We start from the raw sequence: 23,635 nt of genomic DNA on the forward strand, positions 1-23,635 counted from the left end.
GCCTTTTCCTAAAAAGGATATAAAATGAAAAATTTAAAAGTTATTTTGATAGTGCTATTTATATTAAATAGCCCTTTGTTTGCCGAGTCAGACCTTAACGGATTACAGCATAATATAGAAAAAGTACCTCCTGCAGCAGCAACTACTAATCGGGATATGGCTTACATAGATTCTGCATACAAAGATATAAAAGAAGATCAAAAATTATCACTTAGAAAACTTCAAGCAAAAAAGATTTATGGAGATGTTGAAACTATAGGCGCTACTGTTTTAATACAGCAACCGGATGGTTTTAATTTTAATCCTACTTTTCAAAACGGAGGATCGGTTATTCAAAATTTCAAATTTATTAGAGAAGATCTTCGTATATCAAAAAACTCCTCTAAAGCATCATTTAATTTTCCTGAAAAAACATCTTTTGAAAAAGAAAATATAGATGGTAGCAAGGTAATCTTTGCTAGACTTTATTGGGCTGGAGGAATATCAACATTCTGGAATCATAGTGATCCAACAGATGCAAAAGAAGCTTATTTTAAAGAGATAAAAGACTTTAACACCATAACCTTTGGCACGCATGACAATACATATCCTCTAATCGCCGAAGAAAACGATACAAAATGGTATGGCTCATACCATAGTCGTGGTATGCAATTTATGTATCAAGCAAGCGTTGATGTAACAGAGATAGTAAAAAACTCTTTAGGCAAAAATATTAATTCAAGGACATTTAGTGCCGGAAATATTAAAGCAAAAGACCAACACCCTTATCCTACGGCAGGATATAGAGATGACTATTGGATTTATCCATTATCTGGAGCCCATTATGGAGGATGGGCTTTGGTTATAGTATATGACTTTGAAACTGACAAAAAGCCAGACAATACACCTAATGGCGTAAAACCAAAAGGAGTATATATATTTGATGGGCTGCAAATATTAGCTCCTATAAAGCCTGATGAAGGCGAAACAGAAAAAACAAAGACAGCAATATTTCCTATTGAAGGCTTTTTTACCCCTGCAAGTGGAGATATAAAATCTAGCCTTACAGTCTTGTCGTTTGGCGGAAAGGTAGAAACCGATGCAGAAAACATAGAGATAAAAAGAGCTTCTGATGGAACATATCATTCCGTAACATCAAACTACAATAGCCAAGGGCAACAATTTAATAGTAGTATAACAAATTTTGGTAAGCATATGAATCCAAACAAACAATATAACAACCAAATGGATCTTGATATATATAACCTAAAAGATCATATTTCTCACAAACAAACAAAAACCGAAATTAAATTAACAGCCAAAGTAAAACGCAAGGGAGGCTATACACTAGGAGAAAGAGCAAACGTTGGACTAGTAATATTTGCCACCGAATTTTATGAGCCTGAAGTATGCTATATAGAAAATCTTCAGTTTAGAGGCAGAAACAAAACTGAAGATAGTGATTTTGTAGATGTAAGCACAGATTCCTCAGATAAAACCATAGCAAAAAACGGAGATACATTAAGAGTAAAACTTAGAGTAATAAATAGAGGAGAAGAGGAAGCTTACAAAACAGGTCTCAAATCTATTCTAAACGAAAAAGGTATTAAGTATATAGAGAATACTACACATATAAATCCTAGCGCTCCAAGAGATTCCAATACATTCAGTCCTAGCCACAACAAAGATAATGAAGGATTGCAAAAAGTCAATAATAATGTTTTAGATTTTTCTATAGGGCAAGACGCACAATCTAACGAGGGTGGAATTCTTCATAAAAGAAATGAGGCCCATATCCAATTTGACACAACACTTGGAAAAGACTTTAAGTATGATGACTATGTAATTCATGAGGCGATCTTTAGAAATGATAAAATTGGATTTTCTTATAAAGGCAAGATAAAAAAATGCGAGAAAAAGGATTACTATATAGAAGTAGCTGGGATATCCAATATAGTAGTAAATGATAAATTTAACAAAATAGATGACTCCAGAAGGTTTTTCACTCAATTGGCGGGCAGGAAATTTAATGCCAAACTATTAAATATATTGACCAAAAAAAATGGGCAGGTTCTTGAAAATTTTGATATATCCGATAAAGAAAAAATAGTAGTGGATATAATAGATTCAGGAGATTGTCTAAACGGACAAAATATAATGACAAATCCACCATTTGTATATTTAAGAAAAGATATTGCTGATAAAAAGATTATAGATATAAAAAATATTTTGATAAACAAAGCTTACACCAGTCTATTTTTCAGGATTACTTACCTTGACGAAAATAATAAGATAATTGGAATTCCATCTTGTAGCTCCGATCCTTTTAGCGTAAGACCTAAAGAATTAAAATTTTATAACAATGATAACAAAACAGATAGTTTTGGAAATCTTATAGGAGGCAAAAGGTATAAAAACATATGGCTTCAAGCAATTGATGCAAATAATGCCATATCAGAAAACTATACAACTACTGTAAAACCGATAAATTTTCAAATTTCTTCTTCAATTCCTGCGACTTGCAATGTCACAAATTTTAATTTTCTTTCCAGTTACACACTAAAAGCAGATTTTAAAAATGGAAAGGGAGAGGTGCAAAGACTGGTAACAGGTCTAGTAGGTACAGAAACAACGGAAGATTTCATCTATCCTAACGTAGGTGATGTAGAAATATCCGCAAAAGACTCAACATGGACTATGGTTGATCAGCATAGTCCCGAAAGTCCGGACTCCAATGACTGTATTGTAGGAAGTAGCTCTATACAAATTGACTCAAAAGGCAAAATAGGTTGCGATATAAAATCGGCAAATGATTTAAATTTAAAATTTATTCCAAACGATATATTAGTAGATGATCTTAAAATTTCAAATTTTAATAATGGAACGATGACATACATGTCAAATGACGAAAATATGATAGCATCCGCAAACTTTAATATATCTGCAAGACTTCATCCGGATTCCGGTAGTATACCTGCAACTCTATATACTAACAAATGCTACTCAAGAAATGTAAATCTGTCTATAAGTATGGATTCTATAATAGAAGATATAACAGACAAAGATGGCAATGCCTTAAGTAACGACACGGAAAAAGTAAAACAGGCAAACAAAGATATAATATACTTTAAATCTAATAATACAAATTTTGTAAAGAAAAATAATACTCCGGACAATAATTCTCAATACACAGCTAAAGCGGAAGGCTTTAATAACGGAGTAGCAACCGTATCCATACCTTTTAATTTTGGTAAAAATATTACTGCTCCTAAAAACCCTTTTGCTGTAAATAGTAAAATTTTTCAATTTAAAGATATAAGCGATACAGACTCGGTAGCGGGAGCAACCTACGAAAAACCCGATGCCGCAAATGAAACAAAAGCTGATTTTTATTACGGAAGAGTATATGCTCCTAAAAAATCAGGTCCTAAAAAAGGATTTGATCACAATGTATACTTTGGCGTATACTGCAATCTTTGCGATACAGATAAATATACCATAGCAAAAAATGCCGAATTATTTCCGGATCAAACCAATTGGTTTGTCAATAAAGAACACGATGATATAAACATGGGAGAAGTCAAAAACTATAAACCAAATTCTCCTTCTACGAATGTATCCGTAACAAAATCTGTGCAAGATGGTATTGAAAAAATATTTTTATCAAGCTCTATTCCGGGTTCTGATACTATAAAGATGGAAGCCTCATCTTGGCTTTTATTTAATCAAGTAGATAAAAACGCAAAGACAAATGATTTTATAGTAGAATTTACGGATGGTACCGTATGGGGAGGACAATCTCTAAATAAAAAAGGCGAAAATAAAGCTGGCGTAGGTTCTGTAATAGGCGGAAGCAAATTAGAGGACATACCAAGCCAAACAAATAGAAGGCTGGAATGGTAATAATATGAGACGCGGGTTTTCTTTGCTTGAGCTTGTAATTTCTATCGTAGTAATGGGAATAGTTTTTTTATCTATTCCCACTATAGTAATGCAAAATGCAAAAAACAATACATCAGCCATAATCCAACAAAGTGTAATGGATACTAAAACACGTATGGCTCTTATACTTAAAGCACCGTGGGGATGCGAGAATAACACTTCTCTTATAGGCAAACCTACTCCTATTTTTAATGGCAATCCTGCAGATAATTTTTACACAAAAAATTCAATTTCAACAAGCAATAGAAGAACTTTTTCAAATAAATCAGGAGATGATTGCTTGGCTTTGGTAGAAAAAAGTATAAGTTCGTTTGATAGTAATAAATCATTGGATTTTAATGTAAGTTCAAAAACCACAACATACAACAGGGATAATGTAGTAAGTGCAACAATGAAAACAAAGGTTGATAAAAAAGACATGACAGGAGCGACAAATAATAACATCAAAGTCATAGAAATAAACACAACCGCACACACTATCCCGGATACAAACATAGTGCTTAGGGCATATTCGGCGAACATAGGCGATAGCCCTAAAATACAGACAAGATCATGGTAATGAAAAAAGCTTTTACACTTCTTGAACTGATAGTGGTTTTAGTTATTACAGGTATTATTTCAGTTCTAAGCACAGATATAATACTAAATATATATAAAGGCTATTTACAAAGCAGAGCAATAAACACTCTTGAGGCTCAAACTGAGATAGTATTAGAACAAATTTCCAAAAGACTTATGTTTAGAGTTAAAGGATCAACTATAGGCAGAAAGCCTACGGGAGAATTTGTATCTACTTCTGATGCAGGACTTAATCAAGACTACACTATCTTAGAGTGGATAAGCTACAGCTATGAAAGCTTTCAAGATGGAGGATGGAGTGGTTTTATAGACCTAAATCATCCCAATACAACTAAAACAGGAACTGGCACAGGTACAGGAACACTAGAAACCCCGGGGAGCGATCTTACATCCGCTAATCAAACAATATCCGATCTTACTAGAGTTGATGCCACTACAAGCAAAGCCAATTTAAGCAATAATACAGTCGGAATTTTCTTTAGAGGCCTAGGAGCCAAGATTGATACATCTTTTGGCTATAACAAGACAGATGCGAATTCAATAGGGATAGTCAATACTACAACAGGTAGCACTACAAATTTGACTATGTCCACATACAAAGGAACTGATATATCAGAGTATTATTACTTACTCCATACTGCTTATGCTATTGTTCCAGGAGCTCCTTCTGCCAACGGCGACTCTGATTTGATATTACATTACAACTATCGTCCATGGTTATTAGGAGCGGACAATCAATATAATGGTAAAAATTCAAACAGCGCTATAATTGCAACAAATGTCACTAGATTTAATTTTACAGAAGTAAATGGCATGATAGTGCTTAAACTATGTATAAGAGATTCTGGCAGGTCACTTGGTAATGGCGAAGAGGAATCCACCGTATGCAAGACAAAGGCGATATACTAATGAGACACGGATTTACAATGGTTATGGCGATATTTTTCATGGTTTTAGTAGCCACCCTTGGTACATTTGCACTTAGTCTATCTTCGGCCACGGCAAAGCATACTACAGATATATTTTTAAGAGAGCAAGCAGAGCTTTTAGCGCAAGGTGCGACAGAGATAGCTGTAATGAACTTGCTCGAACGCAAATTTGACTCTACAACAGCCAATTGTCCTACGGCAACAGGTGGAGATAGGCGTATTTTTACACCAAATCCTTTAAATTTTCCAGACAACACCAATCCACTATTTACTATCCAGGTTGAAGTAGTTGAAATTTTTGGTGATATTAATGGTTGCGGCACAGCTATATCCACAGATGCGTCCAAAGGCACTGTAATACTTGATGTTACAGTAACAGCAAATCAAGCTATCACAAATACCCCTATTAGATTCCATAGACGTACTATTCAAAAGCTCTAATATGTGCTATAATATGGCACATTTCTAATAAAGGAGCCATATAATGAACACAAGCATTGTAGGTAAACAATTTGAACTAACAGACTCTATAAAAGGTTATGTAGAGAATGCGTTTGACGCTCTTGGCAAATATAATCTCGACATCATTTCAGGGCGTTGTGTCATATCAGCGGATGAAAAAAATGGCAAAAAAGGCTTTTCAGTCGAATTTGCGATAAATTTAGCAAGAAAAGACACTATAGTAATACGCCAAAAAGATAAAGATTTATACGCAGCGGTTGATTTGGCAGTAGATCGCGCTTCAAAGGTTCTAAGAAGAGAGCATGATAAGATGACAACGGTAAAAAACAAAGATGAAGGCAAAGAGATACGAGCCAGAATCGCCGATGAGCCTGTAGAGGGTGTAGATGAGATAATCCCTATGGAGCTAGAGCTTTATAAGCCGCTTGAGATAGAAGATGCTTTAGAAAAGTTGAAAAGTAGCGAAATGCAATTTTATGTATTTAACGATATAGATGCAAGAATGCGCGTAATATATAAGCGCACCGATGGCAAATTCGGACTTTATTAAAATTTAGAGCGGAGAGATCCGCTCTTCTATCTTAACCTACTCTTAATTTATCCTGCTTTTAGCTCTTAAATTTGTGATTGCTTCACCGCCGAGTCCGTAGTTGTCACTATCAACCTCATCTATTATCACAACTGTCGAAGCCTTACTCCTACCTAAAATTTCCGCCACTAGCTGAGTTACACCGGCAATCAGTTTTTGCTTTTGCTCTGTCGTAGGCTCGTTATTTTCTTTGGTTACTCTAATATTTATAAATGGCATCATCATCCCCTTTAAATCATTTTTGTTTGCATACGTAGGCGTTTTTTTGCACTTTGAGTAATATGCTCTTCAAAATCATAGTATTCAAAAGTAGCTCCATGTTGAAAAGCTCCGCCTAAAATATCACCGCTTTGACGATTTTTAAGATCTATTTCAGCAATTTTAAAACCGTCAAGAGTAGTACAAAACTCCTTTAGTCTCTCGGGCGGATTTTTAAGCTTAGTAAATAAAAAACAAAAGCCCTCTCCACCCTGCCTACCTACTCTGCCTCGAAGCTGATGAAGCGTGGCAAGTCCAAGTCTCTCAGCCCCTACTACCACGATAGTGCTAAGTCTTGGCAAAGATATACCAACCTCCACAACCGTGGTAGAGAGCAAGATATCGCCATTAGCCCTAAATTCACGTAAAATTTGCTCTTTCTCCCTATCTTTTCCATGAGTTATAAAGACATTTTTAAAATTTTTAAGCCAAAATCCTTGGGCTTCGCTTAAACTCTGATAGTTTGAGCTCTCACTGCTCTCTACCAAAGGATAGACTATTATGACCTGTTTTTGATTTGCAATTTCTCTTCTAATATGTTTTATAAGCGTTTCAAAATCGCCACTTTGCAAAATTTGCGAATGTATGTTTTTTTTAAAAGGCATCTGCTTTAAAAAACTAAATTCCACAAACGAGCTTTGTATCATGCTAAGCGTGCGCGGTATTGGCGTAGCGGAAAACTGTATCACATGAGCGTAATTTTGCCCGTCTTTAACGAGCTGATTGATCTTCTCACGCTGGTTTGAGCCGAAGCGATGCTGCTCATCTATCATAACGACTGCCGCCTTTGGAAGCTCGTTATAAAGCAGTACATGAGTGCCTATTATTAAATTTACACCATCAAATTTAGGCTCTTTTTCGCCGCTTTTTACAAGTTTTATCTTCATAAAATTTGGCAAAAGCCTAACAGCTTCATCATAAATTTGCTCGGCTAAGATAGACGTAGGTGCCATCACAACGGCAGTTTTTGGATAAACCATCAAAGCAGACGCAAGGATGACAACCGTCTTGCCGCTTCCTACATCACCCATAACAACGCGTCTTTTAGCCTCAAAGCCACTAAAATCAGCCCTTATATCAGCTATAGCCTTTTCTTGATCGCTTGTAAGGCTAAAGGGCAAAGAGCTTATCCATCCCACAATATCAAAAATTTCTATATCGTTTGCTTTAAAATTTCTCTTTTTAGCGCTTAGTTTTTTTAGATAGTTATAGATTTCTACAAATTTTAAAATCTCAGCTCCATAGCCATTTTTATTTAATTCATCTATTAAAATCACGCTATTTTCATCATTTTTGTGAATTTTGGTTAAAAACTCGGCTTCGTTTTGACTTAGCCCATCAGATATCAAATTTTCAAATTTGATATATTTATCGATCAAAGAGCGAAATCTATCGTCACGCAAATTCAGTTTGTATTTGGGTAATATTTCATTTATTTTAGTGATAATCTTGGGATTTGTTATCTGCCATCCGCCAAAAGCATAGGAACACTTGCCGTTAATATATATTTTCTTATGGAGCTTAAAAGCTCCAAAGTGCCAGGCTTTCGCATTAAAAATCACTATCTTTATATTTGTAGACCAGCTTTCGCACCAGCTTACAATATGCAAAATCCCATTTTGTCTATATGAGTTTTTTATCTCCACTTCCACGCTCACACTACCATCTTTAGGAGTATTTGTAAGCGTGGTATCGTCGTAGTTTTTCGGGATTTTTAGAGCCAGATCAAGCAGAGTAAAAATCCCGATTTTATTTAAGTCTTCTTTATCTTTTGCGTCAAATTTCATTATACAGCACAGCAAAACTTAGCTTGGTTATCTCCGTATGCTCGGCAATAAATTCATTTAATTCGCTAAGTTTTAGTTTTGAAATTTTATTAAGCTCCTCTTTAAAATACCCAAGCTTAAATCCATTGTAAAATTCGTTTTGAGCGATGTTTAATCTATTGAGCAAAGTCTCTTGCATGAGAGGTTCTGAGCCTAGTAAAAATTTCTTAGCCTGAGTCAACTCATAGGCGCTTACACCGTTTTTAACAAATCTTTCAAATTCGCTTCTGACTACGCTCATAGCCTCATTTTTATTTTCGTTTTTAGTTTGCAGATACCCTGCTATTTGAGAATGGCTAGGGGCAAAACCCGATCTGGCATAAGCCGAATATGCAAGTCCTCTCTTGACACGAATCTCCTCCATTAACCTAGAGCCAAATCCTCCCTCTCCCAAAATAAATGTAGCCACTCTAGCCTTAAATCTATCTTCTATATTCACCCTAAAAGGAGCACCAAAATATACGTATGCTTGCTCGCTTGGCTTAATGATAAGCTTTTCGCTCATTTTTTCACTTGTTTCTATTCTCTCTTGAACCCTTTTCTTTCCGCTTTCCAAACTTGACAAAATATGGCTTAAATTTAGCTCATCCATAGCCACATCTCCACCAAACACCACAAATAGATTTGCTAAATCAAGATGAGCTTTTAGGAAGTTTTTGACATCATCAATAGTTATTTTTTCTATACTCTCTTTAGTGCCTGTTGTCTGATTTGCTAAAGCTGTATTAGGATACAAAAGCTCATTTAAAGCCGATTTGGCTACATAGTCATAGTTGTTTTCATTGCTTAAAATTTCGCCAAGTGTAAGTTTTTTCAGCTTATTTAAAATTTCATCGGTTAAATTCGGCTCTATCAACAGTTCTTGAAGTTTTTTAAGGGCGAAGCCAAAATACTCTTTTAAACAATTCAGCTCTATAATTATTGTCTCAAATCCGGCGCTTGCATGCATATTGATAGCTCTTATTTCAAGCTCTTTAGCAAATCCACTCGTGCCTTCGCTAAGGGTGCCTTCATTTAAAATTTTAGACGCCAAATTTGCAAGACCGTTATTTTGTGAGTCCTCGCAACTTCCGGCAACTTTAAAAATAAGCTTAAGATAAACTACAGGCAAAACCTTTGAACTTTCAAAGATAACGGGAATTTGAGTGTTTTTAACTTTTAAATTTACAGCTTTCATTCGTAGAATTTCTCCAATATGTCGTAGTTTGTATTGCGTTTTGCAGGCTTTTCGCCAACATCGCGTATTAGATTTATCATCTCGTCTTGATTCATCCTGTATGCAGCACCTGCTGCCTTTACGACGTTTTCTTCCATCATGGTTGAGCCTAGATCGTTTGCACCAAAAAGTAGCGCAAGCTGACCGATGTAGCTTCCTTGCGTGACCCAGCTGCTTTGAATATTTTGAAAATTATCCAAAAATAGCCTTGAAACCGCAAGCAGCCTTAAATAGCGATTTGATGACTGTTTTTCGATTTGCGGCTGCTCGGCGATTAGCTTGGTATTTAGCCCTTGAAAGCTCCACAGGATAAATGCTCTAAAGCCGCCTGTGAGGTCTTGCAGATCTCTGATGTGCTGCCAGTGCTCAACTATCTCGCGAGTCGTCTCAACCGTGCCAAACATCATCGTTGCCGTTGATTTCACCCCAAGCTCGTGGGCTTCTTTATGAATTTTTAGCCAAGTTGCGGTGTCGCATTTCTTAGGAGCTATGATGTCTCTAACTCTGTCGCTTAGCACTTCAGCGCCTGCCCCAGGGATCGAATAGAGTCCTTTATGCTTTAAGCGGGCTAGAACTTCGCGAGTTGAAATTTTAGAAACTCTTGCGATGTAATCAATCTCAATCGCCGAAAAACCGTGGATAGTTATCTGCGGATAGGTCTTGCTAATCCACTCGACCAAATTTTCATACCAATCAATCTTGAGTTTAGGATGAACTCCACCTTGAAAAAGAATTTGCGTTCCGCCGATGGCGATTAACTCCTCGATCTTTTGCCCGATTTCTTCAAAGCTTAGCACGTAAGCATCTTCTTCTTTTGCGTGGCGATAAAATGCACAAAATTTGCAATCGACCCAGCATACGTTTGTATAATTTATGTTTCTATCGACGATAAAAGTTGTGATTTTTTCAGGATGAAGCTCTCGCTTTTTGGCTAGCGCCATAGCTCCAAGCTCGTTAAGCTCGGCATTTTCTATCAAATTTATAGCTTCATCTACACTAAGTCTTGCCAAAATTTTCCTTTGTTTAAATTTGCAAAAGTGTAGCTAAAAATGGTTTTAAATATGATAAAGTAGCAAATTATTTCAATATAACCTTATTTCCTTTAGTTCCAATTACCTGAACCTTTTCTCCATCTTTTAGCTCCCTATCATAGCTCCAAAGGGTTCCTTTGAAATAAATCTTACCCTCTTTTACTTCTCCCATTCCACTTTCGTTTAAAAAATCATCTTTAACTTCGTTTTTAGAGTTATAAAATCGATTTTTTATAGGCTTTTTGAGAGTAAAAAGCAAGACAACAGAGATAATAGCTGCAAATAAAATTTGATGATACCAAAATATCTCGATAAAAAATCCAAAAACTCCTACTATCAAAAATCCTAGGCCAAAAAACATTATAAAAAATGATCCTATAAGTAGTTCGGCTACTATCAAAAATACACCTAAAGCTAAGACTAAAAACGGAGATATCATTTTATTTTCCTAAATTTCAACTTTTCTTAGTGCTTATAAAGTTCTTTAAAACACTAATAGCTCCGATTAGCTCAGTTGCCTCATAAGGCACTAAAATTTTATCCTTGCTACTATTTTTTGCAAGCTCACTAAAAGCACCTACTCGGTCTCTGGCCAATAAAAACTCTGCTGCATTGGCATTTTTTTCCATACTCTCATTTATCATATCCATCGCGTCTTTTTGACCTTGAGCGATGGCTATTTGCTCGTATTTTTTAGCATCTGCCATTCTTTCGATAGCTTCAGCTTGAAGCACTTTTTCTTGTTTTAAAGCCTCTGCATTTCGTATCAAAGCCTCTTTTTCAGCTTGGGCCTTAAGCTCGATGGCGCGCTTTTCGCGCTCGGCTTTCATCTGCATATTCATAGCCGCTTCAATACCAGCAGGAACTGAAATTTCGGAGATCTCAACGCGCATGATCTTTACTCCCCAGTTGCTAGCCGCATCACCAAGAGCTGTTTGAAGCGCAGCGTTTAGTCTATCTCGAGAGCTTAGCGTATCATCAAGATTCATAGCGCCTATCTCGCCTCTTAGGGTTGTCATGGCCAAATTTGCGATAGCTTTTTTATAGCTATCTACATTATAAAGAGCCATCCTTCCATCGGTTACTTTTAGAAACACTATGCCGTCAACAGAGATATTTACGTTATCTTTTGTAATAACCTGCTGTTTTAAAATATCCACAAGTTGCTCCCTAACTGTTATTTCGGCTCTAATCCTATCTATAAAAGGAATAATCAAATGAAATCCACCGTCTAAAACCTTATGGAATTTTCCTAAACGCTCAATTATCATGATATCCGATTGAGATACGATTTTAATACCAGCTTTTAAAAATAAAAAAACTAAAATGGCTACAATAACTACAAAAACGATAAATGCTTCGCTATACATTTTTTATCCTTTATATATTTTAAACAATTATAACACATATGGATTTAAAAGATTTAAACTTATCTAACTATAATTTAAATTAGTTATAATCACAAAAAATTTAAAGGATAGCCGATGAAAAAGATAGTATTTTTTATAGTTAGTATAGTGATTTTTTCGGGCTGTGCTTCACAAAATTTAAATAAACCTAAAGTAGAGTGCGAAAACACAGCAAGCACAACTGCCTGTAAAATTCAAAACATAAAAATCCCTAGCACATTTTTGGCAAACCTAATATGCAAAGAGTGCGAAACCGCTACAAGCACACTTACATTAAATAAAAATAAAAGCTTTGAAATCGAGACCATACTTAACAAAAAAAATGTTCAAAAAATCCTTGAAGTTGGTCTTTACTCGATAGATGGAGACACTGTAACTCTTATAAATCAATATAGAGAGAAAAGCAAATATAGATTTGACGGAGTCAATTTAATCAGAATCGAGTCAAAAGATATTTTTGTCAAAGAGCCGATTTGGCAAAAGGTAATATACAGGCCTTTGGAAACTATAAATTAAAACCAAATAAATAAATTTTCTAGTTTAACTTGCCTCTTTTTTAGGAAAAATTATGAGAAATTTGATAAATTTACGTTTTTAGATATGAATTGGAGCAAGTAAAAAATCATAAATGAATAGATTTATCACTTTACTAAAAAAGGATCAAATCCTTACTCGCCTTTCACTTATTCAACTGATATGTTACTTTGGAATTTGGTTTTCGCACACCGGAGTTTTTACACTGTTAATAGAGCTTAAAGCCCCTGTATGGGCTATAACTACGGCTGCCGCTTTGGCCTTTTTACCGGGAGTTATTTTGGCACCCTTTAGCGGGATTTTAGTCGATAAATTTAGTCCAAAACCGATGCTTGTAGTGCTTACTATAGTAGAGGCTGTGACGGTGTTTATGCTCATTTTTATAGATTCCTTGGATATGATTTGGCTACTTTTCGCAATCATTTTCATAAGAGCAGGCGCAGGAGGAACATATTTTCAAGTAGAAATGAGCCTTTTCCCTAAAATTTTAAACAAAGACGACTTAAAGCTTGCCAACGAAATTCACTCTTTAATATGGGCATTTTCATATACGGCCGGAATGGGGCTGGCGGGTATTTATATACATTTTTTTGGCATTAAAAGCGCATTTTTACTTGACTGTATCTTATATATAGCGGCTCTTCTTATCCTATTAAAAATCAATATCAAAGCAGAGTTTACAAAAACTTCAGCCTCTACTATGCAGATGCTAAAAAGCGGACTTTCATACATGAAACAAACCCCTATCATAATACACCTGATTTTGCTTCACGGAATAGTAGGGGTAACATCTTACGACGCTCTTGTAGCACTTTTAGCCGATTATCAGTATAAAGAAATTTTGTCGGCCTCTCTTGTAATAGGTTTTATAAATGCCTGTAGAGCGATAGCCCTTATTAGCGGTCCTATCCTTATGAGTAAAATTATAAATAATCAAAATTTAGTCTATATCTATATAGGTCACGGGGTGGGGGTCTGCCTATGGGGGATTTTACAGTTTAACTTCTATCTTGGATTTTTAGGCACTATGGCGGCAGGATTTTTTACTTCGACACTTTGGAGTTATACATATACCTTGCTTCAGCGCAAATGCGATGAGAGGTATCATGGACGCATAATAGCATATAACGATATGATTTATCTTGGAATAGGGGCCATAACATCAGCCAGTATAGGAATGCTATTTAAGCTTGGATTTACACTTTGGGGTATTACGATACTAATGGGATGTATGTTTTTTTTAGGGGCGATATATTGGAGTATAGTTTATAAAAAATACAAAGATACCCTAGACTAGACCTTTGTGTAATAAGTCACATTTGGCGATGTTAGCTTCTTATATATATTGGTATAAGGCACCAAGTCAGCGTGTCCCATATAAAGCCTTCCGCCGTCGTTTAAAATTTTATGAAATCTCTCGACGGTCTTTAGCTTATACTCTTCGTTAAAATATATAATCATATTCCTAGAAAATATAATATCAAATTTGCCAAATCTAAAAATAGAATCATCAAAGATATTTACTAAGCTAAATTCACACCTTGGCAAAAGCTCTTTTTTTATCCTAAATTTATCATCCACTCTATCAAAATAGAGCTTCTTTTGCGTATCGTTTAAACGGTGCAATGATCGCTCAGAATACAGCCCCTCAAAGCACTTATCTATAGCTTCTGAGTTTATATCTATGCCGGTAATTGAAATTTCAGAGGTGTTAAGTAAATTTGAATGAGCTAAAATCCCTAGAGAATATACCTCCTCTCCGCTAGAACAAGGGGCGCAAAGTATGCGCACCATGCCTAAATTTTTAGCATGATAGATTGCTGCTTGAAGCTGAGTAAGCTCTCTAAAAAAATATGTCTCGTTTATTGTGATGAGGTTTAGTATATCTTGTCTAAGGGATCTATCGACACTAATCTTTAGGCTTAAATTTTCAAATGTGGCAATACTGTTGGCTTGGCAAAAATTTGCCAAACGATGCCTTACGATATCTTTTTTTGATTCAAGATCTACCCCGCAAATACTCTTAATATTATCTATCAGCCTATCAAGCCCCGAGCTATCGCTAGGCAAAGGAGGTATTTTTGTGTCTTTTACACCTGATGTAATACTATCTTTCTTAAATTTATCAAAAAACATTTATAAACCTTTCAAGCTCAGCTCTTATTTGATAAATAGACATGGACTTAAGATTTGGATTTATCTCTTTTGCACGCTTTGGCATACCATATACTATCGCACTCTCTTTACTTTCCGCTATACAGTTTGCTCCGGCCTTATAAAGCTCATTTAGGCCTCTTGCCCCATCGTCTCCGATACCGGTAAGAAGTATTGCCATAACATCACAAAATTTACAAGCTTCAACAGCAGAGCTAAACAAAATATCTACATTGGGATTATATGTAGTCTCTTTAATAAGATCACATACTTTTGCGCTAAGTGGCCTGCATGTAGTTATTTCGGAATTCTTTTCGCATATATATATAGCATCCTTAAGCTCTGTTTTGCCTTCCAGCCTTACCACGTCCACACAACACTCTTTGCCAAATTGATCTACAAAACTCGGTATAAACATCAAGCTCATATGCTGGGCTATAACAACACTCGTATTATGTATTTTTAAATTTCTAAAAAGCTTCTTTAAATGTCCCGGACCTCCGGTAGAAGCTCCTACTAATACTAATTTTCTCTTCAAATTTTATCCGATCTATTTTTTATTTGTCATTCTATAAAGAAATCCGAAAACCTCGGCAACTGCCTTATAAAGATTAGGCGGAATCTCGTGATTTATATCCACCTTGCTTAATAGTTCTACCAAATCCGCATCCTCTTTTATAGGGATATCGTTAGATCTTGCTAAATTTATTATATTTTTGGCCACTTCGCCAGATCCGCTGGCTAAAACTTTGGGTGCATTATCTTTTGAACGATTATATCCTAAAGCTACTGCTTTTTTAGTCTTTACCTTCGCCAAAACAAAATCCTTAAATCACAACTCATATTATCCTGTCAAATCCCATATTAAGTCTATCAAAATCATTATAAAGCGTATTTAACGAGAGCTTTGGCATTGTTTTTAAACTAAAATTAGAAAGTATTAGACCTTGATCGTTTATGACCCTTTTTAGCTCTTTGGCGCCGCTTAAAATCAGCTGCTTAAACTCCTCTTTTTGAGTTGCTATGGATATATCTATATATCTATTTTCACTTAGTCCTAAAACTATATTAATACTGCCTAGCTTCTGGAAATTTAAATCTATCTGCGCATAGTGCTTTTGCTTTTTACCGCGTTTAAAGGCGATTTTAGCTCCGTCAACATCATCCCAAACATAAGGAAGATAGGTCTCAATGCCCCCTGCCATACTTGATACGAGCTGATGCATCTCTATTTGAGCTATCAGTTTTGAGCTCAGCTGATTTATTTGAGAATTTGGGTCGGAAACGCTCTTTGTCTGTATATTTAAAAGCACGCTTTTAACATCGTTTTGAAGTGCTTTTATGCTCTCTTCTGTGATCTTTGGCTGAATGTTTTTAATATCTTTTTGAGCCAAATTTTGCTGCTTTGAAAGTCTATTTATCTCATCCATATTTGTCTTTGCTTCAAATCCTATTTTATCAGCTAAATTTAGCGCCTGATTTAGCTTATTTGCGACCGCTTTTAATCTATCTTGCAAACTCAAATTTTCTACACTAAATCCTTTATTTAAAATTTGCTCGACAAATGAATTTATCACATTTGGTTGATTTACCGTATTTTCTATAGCTTTTTCAACCTCGTTTATAAGGTTTGAAAGCTCTTTTAAATTTGAGCTATAGGCTCTATTTTGACTTAGTTTTTCTGTTGAAATTTCTGGAATTTTAGTCTTTAAATTTGCTATCAGTTCATTTATTTTATTAATCTCATTTTTTACTGCTTTTTCACTTAAAATAAGCCCTTTTTCGCTCATTGCATTAGCCTGCTTATCTAGAAATTTAACTATATTTTCAAGCTTTGCACTATTTTCCAAAAGCGACTTTATAGAGGAGTTATTTAAAATTTCTTTGTTTTGAATTTTTGCGTTTTTTAAAATTTCACTTAGTTTTTCAAAGCTCTCGTTAGTGTTTAAACTATTATCTTTGGCTAGAGTTAAAATTTGATTTAAAAGCTTGGAATTATATAAGTTTTTAATATCGTCAAAAAGTTTATTTATTGAAGCCGGAAGGATATTTTTATTTACTATAACGTCTTTTAAATTGGCCTCAAGCATTATTCCGGAATTTTTTATCTGCTCATTTAAGGCGCTTGCCTTAAGTTCTGCAACAGGTTTTAAAAAGCTCTTTAATTTATCAACAAATGGCTTTAAGTCAGGATTTTGATCTGCTAATTTTATTAAAGATTTCAGATCTTTTACTAAATTTGGCGAAACCTGCAAATCTTTAGCTTGATTTGCGATTTCAGCCATCTTTGCACTGCTAGAGCTTGTCTTAAGCTCGTCTAAAAGCCTATTTACAAGTTTATTGATATCGCCTATATCGTTAATAGAAACTTCTGAATCTATTTGAGTCGGTAAATTTTGAGGCTGATTTTTAAATAGAGTTTTACCCTCTTTGGTCTCGGAGCCTTTTAATTGATTTGGGTCTAGACCTATCTTAGCAGAGGTTAAATTTCTTAAAATTTCCATACTATAAAATCGCTATTTATCGCTTGTGCTTCGTGCTTACAGTGACATTGGCTATAGTTCCAGGGCTATGTTCAAAGCTCTTTCTACTCTCAATCGGAATAGTTTTTTGAGTAAGTGCAAAAATAATCAAAGATATTAAAAGCACTACATAGACCCAAATAAAACCTTGAGGACCAAAAAAATACATAGTAGCGCCCATTATTATAGGAGAAAATAATGAGCCTAGAGAGTAGCTAAATAGTATAGCCCGTCCTATCTCTATGGATTTTGATTTATACTCAAGCATATCATTTGCCCTTGCAAGAGCCAAAGCGTATAAGCAAAAAACTCCAGACCCTAAGAAAAACGATAATATGTATTGTAAATTTATGCCCGCATCAAATAATATAAATATAATCGCCGCAATTAAAGATATAACAGAGCAGCCGATTATCACAGGTCTTCTACCAAAACGATCAGAAAGCGAACCTATAACACAATGGCCTATAAATCCCCCCACCATCGCAATAGTCATAAAAAACGAAACCTCTTTAGCATCATATCCTTGAAGTAGTATATATATGCTAGCCATAGAAAAAAAGCCGTTTACCAAAACTCCGGCAACTATGCTTGTAATAAGAGCTAGCGGAACTAAGCTAAATATACTAGGTATGCTTATATTTCTTTTTTCAGGGATTGGCGGCTCTTTGATGCGGTTTAAATTAAGCGGAATGCTTGATAAAAGAATAAAGGCGGCGCTTATTAAAAATACTTGAGAGCTGGTTAGATCAAATCCTAAGATCAAAATTCCAAGACCAAAACATGAGTAGAAAACAACTTCGTAAAAGGCTAAAATACGAGATCTTATCTGATCCCTTGCCCTAGTATTTAGCCAACTCTCAGCTATCATCAAAATAGAGTAGTAACAAAATCCAAGACCACCTCTAAGAATTGCCCATAGGTACAAATTCTGACTTAGCTCATGAAACATCGCACAGACGCCAAATATCGACGAAAATATGGCAAAACTTCTAATATGACCAACTTTTGATACGATCTTATGCGATATTATCGTGCTAAGCATAGCCCCTATAAAAAAGACGGATATTACAAGACCTATTTCAAGCTCACCCGCTCCCATCTTTTTCAGTTCAATTCCTGCCGAACTTACCACAAGTCCGTTTCCTACAAAAAGAAGCGCTATCCCGAAAAATAGCGGGATCATTGTCTTTATCATTCTTCTACTGCTTGTCTGCACGACTCATTACTCCATAAACCAAAGCTCCTATCGGCATAATGCCAAGAGCGATTAAAAATCCTATGATATTTAAATTTCCATGTCTATTTAAAGCCAAAAATCCAAGCACCAAAACAGCGTAGGCAATGAGTCTAAAAGGCACAAGAGCGGTATGCAAATTTGCAAATTTAGGCATATTTTTCATAGCCTCTTTCTCTTTTTTTAAAATTTCCTTAGGATCAAGCTCTTGCTCTAAAATCTCTTCTGCTTTCTCGCCTTTTTTTAGGATTTTTTTACCATCATCTGTATATTCGGTAAAATTTTCACCCCATTCACTACCCTCATCCTCATCATAATAGTCATCGTCTAAGATAAATTTCTCGTTTTCAACCCTTGAAAGAACACGTCTTTGATAAGATTTAAATGTCGCAAACAAGATTAAAAGAGAGCCAAAAAACGCTACTTGAGTACTATAAAACCAGCTTTTGCCCATAAAAAAAGAACTTATTAAAAGCAAAATTTCAAAAATACCGTAAATAGCTAAAAGCCTTCTAGCTACAGACACTATTTGTCTTCCTCTTCATCATCCTCATCATATGGCGCAGGCTTAAATTTTGTCTCGTCTTTAAGCTCGTCCATACTCTTTTTAACTCTATTATAAGCCTTTTTGACATTTAAAATGGCTGCTGCGATACCAAAAGCCATACCAACAAACAATGTCCAAGTCCAGCCTGTCTGCTTCATGACCCAAAATCCAAGTCCTGTTCCTATGGCAACTGCAACTACCATAGATATGCCAAGGCTTAGCTGCTCTGCACCTTTTACGATCTCGCCAAAATTTAGTTTAGCCATTGTTTTTTATCTCGCGCAAAGATTCCTCTGCGGCTTTTACGGCAAATTTAATATCTTCCTCACTCATTACACTGCATATAAAGCCTGTCTCAAACTGACTTGGAGCCAAATAAACCCCTTTTTTAAGCATTTTTTTATGAAATTTGGCATAAAGGGCTGTATCGCTCTTTAAAGCATCATCATAGTTTTTTACCTCAGATGAATTAAAAAAGAATCCAAACATAGAGCCTCGAACACAAATTTGCATTTTAAACCCGTTATCATCGGCAGCTTTTTTAAATCCTGTCATAAGCATATTGGCTAAATTTTCAAGTTTTTCATACATGGTAAAATTGTTATATATCTTACTAACAGATGCTATACCAGCAGCCATAGCTACCGGATTTCCACTTAGCGTGCCCGCTTGATAAACGCTTCCATCAGGGCTTAAGCAGTCCATTATCTTAGCCTTTCCGCCAAATGCAGCAGCACTCATTCCTCCGCCTATAACCTTGCCGAAAGTTACCATGTCAGCTAAAATATGATTAAATTCAAAAGAGCCTTTTTTGCTCGCTCTAAAACCGCTCATTACCTCATCAAAGATTAAAACTGCTTTATACTCATCGCAAAGCCTTCTAAGCCCTTTTAAAAACTCGTTGCAAGCAGGCACAAGCCCCATGTTTCCGGCAATCGGCTCGATTATCACCGCGCCTATTTGTGCACCGCTTTTAAATATCGCTTCAACACTTGCTAAATCATTATATTTAGCTAAATATGTGTTTTTTACGACATCTTCAGGCACTCCGGAACTTGAAGCGTTACCGTAAGTCGTAGCACCACTTCCCGCCTTAACCAAAAGCGCATCGCTATGACCGTGATAGCAGCCTTCAAATTTGATAAGTCCGTCTTTTTTACTGTATCCTCTTGCAACTCTTATTGCGCTCATCGTAGCTTCCGTGCCCGAGCTTACGAAACGAATTTTTTCTACATTTTCAAACTCATCGCAAATAAGCTTGGCAAGCTTCGTCTCAAGCTCACAAGGCGCGCCAAAGCTAAGTCCTCTTTTAGCAGTTTCTATGACAGCATTTTCTATATCCTTATCACAGTGTCCAAATATAAGCGGTCCCCAGCTTTGAATAAAGTCAAGATAGCGATTTCCCTCTACATCCACAAGATAAGCTCCCTTGCCGTAACTTACCATAAATGGCTCGCCGCCAACGCTACCGAATGCTCGAACAGGCGAATTTACGCCACCTGGAATATAGCTCTTTGCCTCTTTGAAAGCCTCTTTATTTGTCATCTTTTTTGTCCTTATCATCATTGAAATTTTTTACGTATTCGTATAACAAAAGCGTCTCTTCATCTGTTAAAAAATAGCTTGGCATAACGTCCTTTGGGCGCTTTAAAGCTTCGCTAAATTTCCAAAAATCAAGGTTGTTGATACGAGGAGCTTTTAGTTCTGCATCAACCATTTCATTTTTCTTTTTGTCAAAGTGCTTAAATTTAGCTATGAGCGCACCTTCGCCTTTTTTGCCGTGGCACTTATCGCATCCTATGCCGCGCGGGTTTGAGTAAAGCATCTTGGCGTATTCGTTTTTGGTTATAAAATCGCTTGCAAAAACGCAGTTAAAAAGCAAGATCGGCAGAATAAATTTTCTCATACGCCCTTTTCGTTTTTTGTAAAATTTAATATAAAATTAGCTATGATACAATCTTTGTGATTAAAACAGCATAAAGGATTGGTTATGATTTTGCTAGACGGAAAAGCCGTAAGCGCAAAGATGAAAGAAAGAGTTAAAAACGAAGCCGTGAAGCTTAAAAATTCAGGCGTTGAGCCTGCTCTTGCGGTGATACTAGTCGGCGAGGACAAGGCAAGCCAAACATACGTCGCCTCAAAAGAAAAAGCCTGCCACGCTTGCGATATCAAATCCATCATGCACAGGCTACCCGAACAAACAACCCAAAGCGAGCTTTTAGCACTAATAGATCTTTTAAATTTAGACGATAGCATAGACGGGATTTTAGTCCAGCTTCCGCTTCCAAAGCACATCAACACGGATAAAATTTTAGAAAGCATAAGCCCAAACAAAGACGTAGACGGCTTTCACGCGATAAACGTCGGCAAACTTTCAAGCGGACTTGACGGATTTGTGCCTTGCACACCGCTTGGCATAATGGAAATTTTAAAAGAGTACGACATAGACGTAAGCGGCAAAAACGCATGCGTAATCGGAAGAAGCAACATCGTAGGCAAACCTATGGCAAATTTACTCCTAAACGCAAGCGCAACGGTTACCGTAACTCATAGCAAAACCAAAAATTTAAAAGAAATTTGCAAAAACTCAGACATCCTCGTAGCTGCGATAGGAAAGCCGTTTTTTGTAACCGAAGATATGGTAAAAGATGGCGCTATCGTGATAGACGTGGGCATAAACCGACTTGATGACGGAAGACTTGTAGGTGATGTGGATTTTGACTCTGTAGCGCCAAAATGCTCTTATATCACGCCGGTTCCCGGCGGAGTGGGTCCGATGACGATTGCCATGCTGCTTTCAAACACCATAAAATCAGCCAAAAACAGAGTAAAAAAGGCGTAAATTTTGAAAAAAGCATTTAATAAATTTTTAGACTTCTCAAACAGCTGGACAGGCACTGTAGTAATTGTCCTGCTTGTTATATTTTTTATAGCTCAAGCATTTGTAATTCCGTCAGGTTCCATGAAAAATTCACTCCTAATAGGCGATCATCTCTTTGTTAAAAAATTTAGCTACGGAATCCCTACCCCTAGAATTCCATGGATAGAACTTAAAGTTTTACCAGATTTTAGAGGCAACGGACACCTTATAAACGGAGATGGACCAAAGCGAGGTGATATAGTTGTTTTTAGATATCCTCACGATGAGAAAATTCACTATGTAAAGAGAAATTTTGCAACCGGAGGAGATGAGGTAATATTTACAGAAAAAGCCCTATTTTTACACCCTAAAGAGGGAGAGGAATTTATCAAAGAAAATTATCCAAAAGAGAGCTTGATAACGATAGCGGGCAAGCTATTTGTAAAAGAGCCTTATAAATTTCCAGGAATTTACTATGATGAAAAGGTAAATTTATTTGAACAGGCACTATACTACTTAAATGCAGGTAAATTTGCCATGCAACCAGTTATAGTCAATGAGCTTGACAAGATAAAAGACCTGCCGTTTAATGCATTTTACTTCAAGGTTCCAGATGATGAGTATTTCATGGTAGGAGACAATAGAGATCACTCGAACGATAGCCGCTTTTGGGGAAGCGTTGCATACAAAGATATCGTAGGAAAGCCTTGGTTTGTCTACTTTAGCTGGGATAACGAGTACAAGATAAGATGGAATAGAATCGGCAAATCAATAGAAAGCATCCAAAACGATCCTATATATGCTCAAAATGCCATGAAAGAAGGGCATGATGACGGCACTAAGATAGAGTGATAAAATTTGAGCGGATTTGAAAATATCGATATCCTAGAGATAATTACTCTTGTCATAGCACTTACCATAGCTATCGTAGGACACGAGATAGCTCATGGATGGGTCGCTTATAAATTTAAAGACAATACAGCCAAAAATCTCGGTCGCCTTAGCATAAATCCTATTAAACACATTGATCCTTTCGGAACCATCATAGTTCCAGGACTGCTATATCTTACCGCAGGATTTGTAATAGGATGGGCTAAGCCTGTCCCGATAAACGGATATACTGTTATTAGAAACGGTGGATATAAGGCAATGATATTGGTATCTCTTGCAGGAATTATATATAACTTTATTCTTGCAACCATATCGTTTTTTATGATAAAAACCGGGATTTTTCAAGCGGATTTACAAAAATTTTTAATTATGCTAATGCTCGTAAATTTAATACTAGGACTATTTAATCTATATCCCATTCCTCCGCTTGATGGCTCTCAAGCTGTAGAATACACACTAAGATCCATAAATCTTCATAAAATCGCGAGTTTATTTTCTAGTCTTCAACGTTACGGAATGATAATACTTATTCTCATCATAGCCTCACCGCTTAAAGACTATGTTTTTTATCCTATAAGATATATGCTTGAAATGGTCAAATTTGCGCTTTAATTAAATAAAAAGCGCAAATTTTAGTTGCAAAATTTAGAAAATTTTTCTTTAATAGTAG

25 protein-coding genes are annotated in these 23,635 nt (G+C 36.0%); 10 read left to right on the plus strand and 15 right to left on the minus strand.

The genetic code is table 11. From position 1 onward, the window contains the following. The first annotated feature begins 24 nt into the window (after window positions 1-24). Genes CDOM16190_RS00735 through hpf form a run of 5 tightly spaced genes read left to right on the plus strand, consistent with a single transcriptional unit; the run spans window position 25 to window position 6,441 of the window. The gene (locus CDOM16190_RS00735; RefSeq protein WP_170018461.1) at window positions 25-3,882 is read left to right on the plus strand and encodes a hypothetical protein; all 3,858 of its coding nucleotides are present in this window, start codon (window positions 25-27) and stop codon (window positions 3,880-3,882) included. A gap of 4 nt (window positions 3,883-3,886) precedes the next feature. Then, window positions 3,887-4,480, plus strand: coding sequence for a PilW family protein (locus tag CDOM16190_RS00740; protein WP_170018462.1), 594 nt, complete (start codon window positions 3,887-3,889; stop codon window positions 4,478-4,480). Then, window positions 4,480-5,409, plus strand: a complete 930-nt coding sequence (locus CDOM16190_RS00745; protein WP_170018463.1) for a type II secretion system protein — start codon at window positions 4,480-4,482, stop codon at window positions 5,407-5,409. The genes CDOM16190_RS00740 and CDOM16190_RS00745 overlap by 1 nt, the downstream gene beginning before the upstream one ends. Continuing rightward, window positions 5,409-5,870 carry a hypothetical protein gene (locus CDOM16190_RS00750; RefSeq protein ID WP_170018464.1) on the plus strand — a complete coding sequence of 154 codons (462 nt, stop codon included), beginning with the start codon at window positions 5,409-5,411 and terminating at the stop codon, window positions 5,868-5,870. Before CDOM16190_RS00745 ends, CDOM16190_RS00750 begins: the two co-directional genes overlap by 1 nt. 43 nt (window positions 5,871-5,913) lie before the next feature. Then, window positions 5,914-6,441, plus strand: a complete 528-nt coding sequence (hpf, locus tag CDOM16190_RS00755; RefSeq protein ID WP_170018465.1) for a ribosome hibernation-promoting factor, HPF/YfiA family — start codon at window positions 5,914-5,916, stop codon at window positions 6,439-6,441. Window positions 6,442-6,483: 42 nt separating this feature from the next. On the opposite strand, the gene CDOM16190_RS00760 is transcribed toward hpf, so the two are convergent. From CDOM16190_RS00760 to CDOM16190_RS00785, 6 genes are all read right to left on the minus strand, one after another. After that, entirely contained in the window at window positions 6,484-6,699 is a 216-nt protein-coding gene (locus CDOM16190_RS00760) for a 2-hydroxymuconate tautomerase family protein (protein ID WP_169974841.1), read from the minus strand. An 11-nt stretch (window positions 6,700-6,710) separates the two neighbouring features. Then, on the minus strand, window positions 6,711-8,525 hold the full coding sequence (gene recG, locus CDOM16190_RS00765; protein ID WP_170018466.1) for an ATP-dependent DNA helicase RecG: 1,815 nt from the start codon (window positions 8,523-8,525) through the stop codon (window positions 6,711-6,713). After that, window positions 8,515-9,741, minus strand: coding sequence for a M16 family metallopeptidase (locus CDOM16190_RS00770; protein WP_170018467.1), 1,227 nt, complete (start codon window positions 9,739-9,741; stop codon window positions 8,515-8,517). The genes recG and CDOM16190_RS00770 overlap by 11 nt, the downstream gene beginning before the upstream one ends. Then, the gene (locus tag CDOM16190_RS00775) at window positions 9,738-10,790 is read right to left on the minus strand and encodes a dehypoxanthine futalosine cyclase (protein WP_170018468.1); all 1,053 of its coding nucleotides are present in this window, start codon (window positions 10,788-10,790) and stop codon (window positions 9,738-9,740) included. The genes CDOM16190_RS00770 and CDOM16190_RS00775 overlap by 4 nt, the downstream gene beginning before the upstream one ends. Before the next feature lie 67 nt (window positions 10,791-10,857). Then, complete coding sequence (locus tag CDOM16190_RS00780) at window positions 10,858-11,250, minus strand: NfeD family protein (protein WP_170018469.1); 393 nt, start codon at window positions 11,248-11,250, stop codon at window positions 10,858-10,860. Between the two features lie 16 nt (window positions 11,251-11,266). After that, entirely contained in the window at window positions 11,267-12,181 is a 915-nt protein-coding gene (locus CDOM16190_RS00785) for an SPFH domain-containing protein (protein ID WP_170018470.1), read from the minus strand. 114 nt (window positions 12,182-12,295) lie between these two features. On the opposite strand from CDOM16190_RS00785, the gene CDOM16190_RS00790 reads away from it, so the two are divergent. Continuing rightward, window positions 12,296-12,736 (plus strand): copper resistance protein NlpE N-terminal domain-containing protein, encoded by a 441-nt coding sequence (locus CDOM16190_RS00790; protein ID WP_170018471.1) that lies wholly within the window; start codon window positions 12,296-12,298, stop codon window positions 12,734-12,736. Window positions 12,737-12,848: 112 nt separating this feature from the next. Further along, complete coding sequence (locus CDOM16190_RS00795) at window positions 12,849-14,051, plus strand: MFS transporter (protein WP_170018472.1); 1,203 nt, start codon at window positions 12,849-12,851, stop codon at window positions 14,049-14,051. On the opposite strand, the gene CDOM16190_RS00800 is transcribed toward CDOM16190_RS00795, so the two are convergent. From CDOM16190_RS00800 to CDOM16190_RS00840, 9 genes are read right to left on the minus strand one after another with little or no spacing between them, the layout of a single operon-like run. Next, window positions 14,048-14,890 (minus strand): CheR family methyltransferase, encoded by an 843-nt coding sequence (locus tag CDOM16190_RS00800; RefSeq protein ID WP_170018473.1) that lies wholly within the window; start codon window positions 14,888-14,890, stop codon window positions 14,048-14,050. The genes CDOM16190_RS00795 and CDOM16190_RS00800 overlap by 4 nt on opposite strands. Then, complete coding sequence (locus tag CDOM16190_RS00805; protein WP_170018474.1) at window positions 14,880-15,446, minus strand: CheB methylesterase domain-containing protein; 567 nt, start codon at window positions 15,444-15,446, stop codon at window positions 14,880-14,882. Before CDOM16190_RS00805 ends, CDOM16190_RS00800 begins: the two co-directional genes overlap by 11 nt. A 12-nt stretch (window positions 15,447-15,458) precedes the next feature. Beyond that, window positions 15,459-15,725, minus strand: coding sequence for a FlhB-like flagellar biosynthesis protein (locus tag CDOM16190_RS00810; protein ID WP_169974077.1), 267 nt, complete (start codon window positions 15,723-15,725; stop codon window positions 15,459-15,461). Window positions 15,726-15,747: 22 nt separating this feature from the next. Then, window positions 15,748-17,412, minus strand: coding sequence for a flagellar hook-length control protein FliK (gene fliK / locus CDOM16190_RS00815; protein ID WP_170018475.1), 1,665 nt, complete (start codon window positions 17,410-17,412; stop codon window positions 15,748-15,750). Window positions 17,413-17,428: 16 nt separating this feature from the next. Continuing rightward, complete coding sequence (locus tag CDOM16190_RS00820; RefSeq protein WP_249934079.1) at window positions 17,429-18,628, minus strand: MFS transporter; 1,200 nt, start codon at window positions 18,626-18,628, stop codon at window positions 17,429-17,431. Between the two features lie 4 nt (window positions 18,629-18,632). Continuing rightward, complete coding sequence (locus tag CDOM16190_RS00825; RefSeq protein ID WP_170018476.1) at window positions 18,633-19,193, minus strand: hypothetical protein; 561 nt, start codon at window positions 19,191-19,193, stop codon at window positions 18,633-18,635. Continuing rightward, window positions 19,193-19,480 carry an AtpZ/AtpI family protein gene (locus CDOM16190_RS00830; protein WP_170018477.1) on the minus strand — a complete coding sequence of 96 codons (288 nt, stop codon included), beginning with the start codon at window positions 19,478-19,480 and terminating at the stop codon, window positions 19,193-19,195. The genes CDOM16190_RS00825 and CDOM16190_RS00830 overlap by 1 nt, the downstream gene beginning before the upstream one ends. Next, complete coding sequence (gene hemL / locus CDOM16190_RS00835; protein ID WP_170018478.1) at window positions 19,473-20,759, minus strand: glutamate-1-semialdehyde 2,1-aminomutase; 1,287 nt, start codon at window positions 20,757-20,759, stop codon at window positions 19,473-19,475. Before hemL ends, CDOM16190_RS00830 begins: the two co-directional genes overlap by 8 nt. Further along, complete coding sequence (locus CDOM16190_RS00840) at window positions 20,749-21,120, minus strand: c-type cytochrome (protein ID WP_169942476.1); 372 nt, start codon at window positions 21,118-21,120, stop codon at window positions 20,749-20,751. The genes hemL and CDOM16190_RS00840 overlap by 11 nt, the downstream gene beginning before the upstream one ends. Window positions 21,121-21,204: 84 nt before the next feature. Here CDOM16190_RS00840 and folD point away from each other — a divergent pair, with 84 nt between their 5' ends. Genes folD through CDOM16190_RS00855 form a run of 3 tightly spaced genes read left to right on the plus strand, consistent with a single transcriptional unit; the run spans window position 21,205 to window position 23,577 of the window. Next, window positions 21,205-22,056, plus strand: coding sequence for a bifunctional methylenetetrahydrofolate dehydrogenase/methenyltetrahydrofolate cyclohydrolase FolD (gene folD, locus CDOM16190_RS00845; protein WP_170018479.1), 852 nt, complete (start codon window positions 21,205-21,207; stop codon window positions 22,054-22,056). Window positions 22,057-22,059: 3 nt separating this feature from the next. Continuing rightward, a complete protein-coding gene (lepB, locus tag CDOM16190_RS00850; RefSeq protein WP_170018480.1) occupies window positions 22,060-22,926 on the plus strand; it encodes a signal peptidase I in 867 nt (288 codons plus the stop codon). 6 nt (window positions 22,927-22,932) lie between these two features. After that, entirely contained in the window at window positions 22,933-23,577 is a 645-nt protein-coding gene (locus CDOM16190_RS00855) for a site-2 protease family protein (RefSeq protein ID WP_170018481.1), read from the plus strand. The last annotated feature ends 58 nt before the right edge of the window (window positions 23,578-23,635 follow it).

The organism is Campylobacter sp. RM16190 (assembly GCF_012978835.1).
Lineage (GTDB): Bacteria > Campylobacterota > Campylobacteria > Campylobacterales > Campylobacteraceae > Campylobacter_A.

Excerpts from the sequence above, each read along its gene's own strand:
- CDOM16190_RS00735 (WP_170018461.1), top strand. The coding sequence starts at position 25 with ATGAAAAATTTAAAAGTTATTTTGATAGTGCTATTTATATTAAATAGC.
- CDOM16190_RS00740 (WP_170018462.1), top strand. The coding sequence starts at position 3,887 with ATGAGACGCGGGTTTTCTTTGCTTGAGCTTGTAATTTCTATCGTAGTA.
- CDOM16190_RS00745 (WP_170018463.1), top strand. The coding sequence starts at position 4,480 with ATGAAAAAAGCTTTTACACTTCTTGAACTGATAGTGGTTTTAGTTATT.
- CDOM16190_RS00750 (WP_170018464.1), top strand. The coding sequence starts at position 5,409 with ATGAGACACGGATTTACAATGGTTATGGCGATATTTTTCATGGTTTTA.
- hpf (WP_170018465.1), top strand. The coding sequence starts at position 5,914 with ATGAACACAAGCATTGTAGGTAAACAATTTGAACTAACAGACTCTATA.
- CDOM16190_RS00760 (WP_169974841.1), bottom strand. The coding sequence starts at position 6,699 with ATGCCATTTATAAATATTAGAGTAACCAAAGAAAATAACGAGCCTACG.
- recG (WP_170018466.1), bottom strand. The coding sequence starts at position 8,525 with ATGAAATTTGACGCAAAAGATAAAGAAGACTTAAATAAAATCGGGATT.
- CDOM16190_RS00770 (WP_170018467.1), bottom strand. The coding sequence starts at position 9,741 with ATGAAAGCTGTAAATTTAAAAGTTAAAAACACTCAAATTCCCGTTATC.
- CDOM16190_RS00780 (WP_170018469.1), bottom strand. The coding sequence starts at position 11,250 with ATGATATCTCCGTTTTTAGTCTTAGCTTTAGGTGTATTTTTGATAGTA.
- CDOM16190_RS00785 (WP_170018470.1), bottom strand. The coding sequence starts at position 12,181 with ATGTATAGCGAAGCATTTATCGTTTTTGTAGTTATTGTAGCCATTTTA.
- CDOM16190_RS00790 (WP_170018471.1), top strand. The coding sequence starts at position 12,296 with ATGAAAAAGATAGTATTTTTTATAGTTAGTATAGTGATTTTTTCGGGC.
- CDOM16190_RS00795 (WP_170018472.1), top strand. The coding sequence starts at position 12,849 with ATGAATAGATTTATCACTTTACTAAAAAAGGATCAAATCCTTACTCGC.
- CDOM16190_RS00800 (WP_170018473.1), bottom strand. The coding sequence starts at position 14,890 with ATGTTTTTTGATAAATTTAAGAAAGATAGTATTACATCAGGTGTAAAA.
- fliK (WP_170018475.1), bottom strand. The coding sequence starts at position 17,412 with ATGGAAATTTTAAGAAATTTAACCTCTGCTAAGATAGGTCTAGACCCA.
- CDOM16190_RS00820 (WP_249934079.1), bottom strand. The coding sequence starts at position 18,628 with ATGATAAAGACAATGATCCCGCTATTTTTCGGGATAGCGCTTCTTTTT.
- CDOM16190_RS00830 (WP_170018477.1), bottom strand. The coding sequence starts at position 19,480 with ATGGCTAAACTAAATTTTGGCGAGATCGTAAAAGGTGCAGAGCAGCTA.
- hemL (WP_170018478.1), bottom strand. The coding sequence starts at position 20,759 with ATGACAAATAAAGAGGCTTTCAAAGAGGCAAAGAGCTATATTCCAGGT.
- CDOM16190_RS00840 (WP_169942476.1), bottom strand. The coding sequence starts at position 21,120 with ATGAGAAAATTTATTCTGCCGATCTTGCTTTTTAACTGCGTTTTTGCA.
- folD (WP_170018479.1), top strand. The coding sequence starts at position 21,205 with ATGATTTTGCTAGACGGAAAAGCCGTAAGCGCAAAGATGAAAGAAAGA.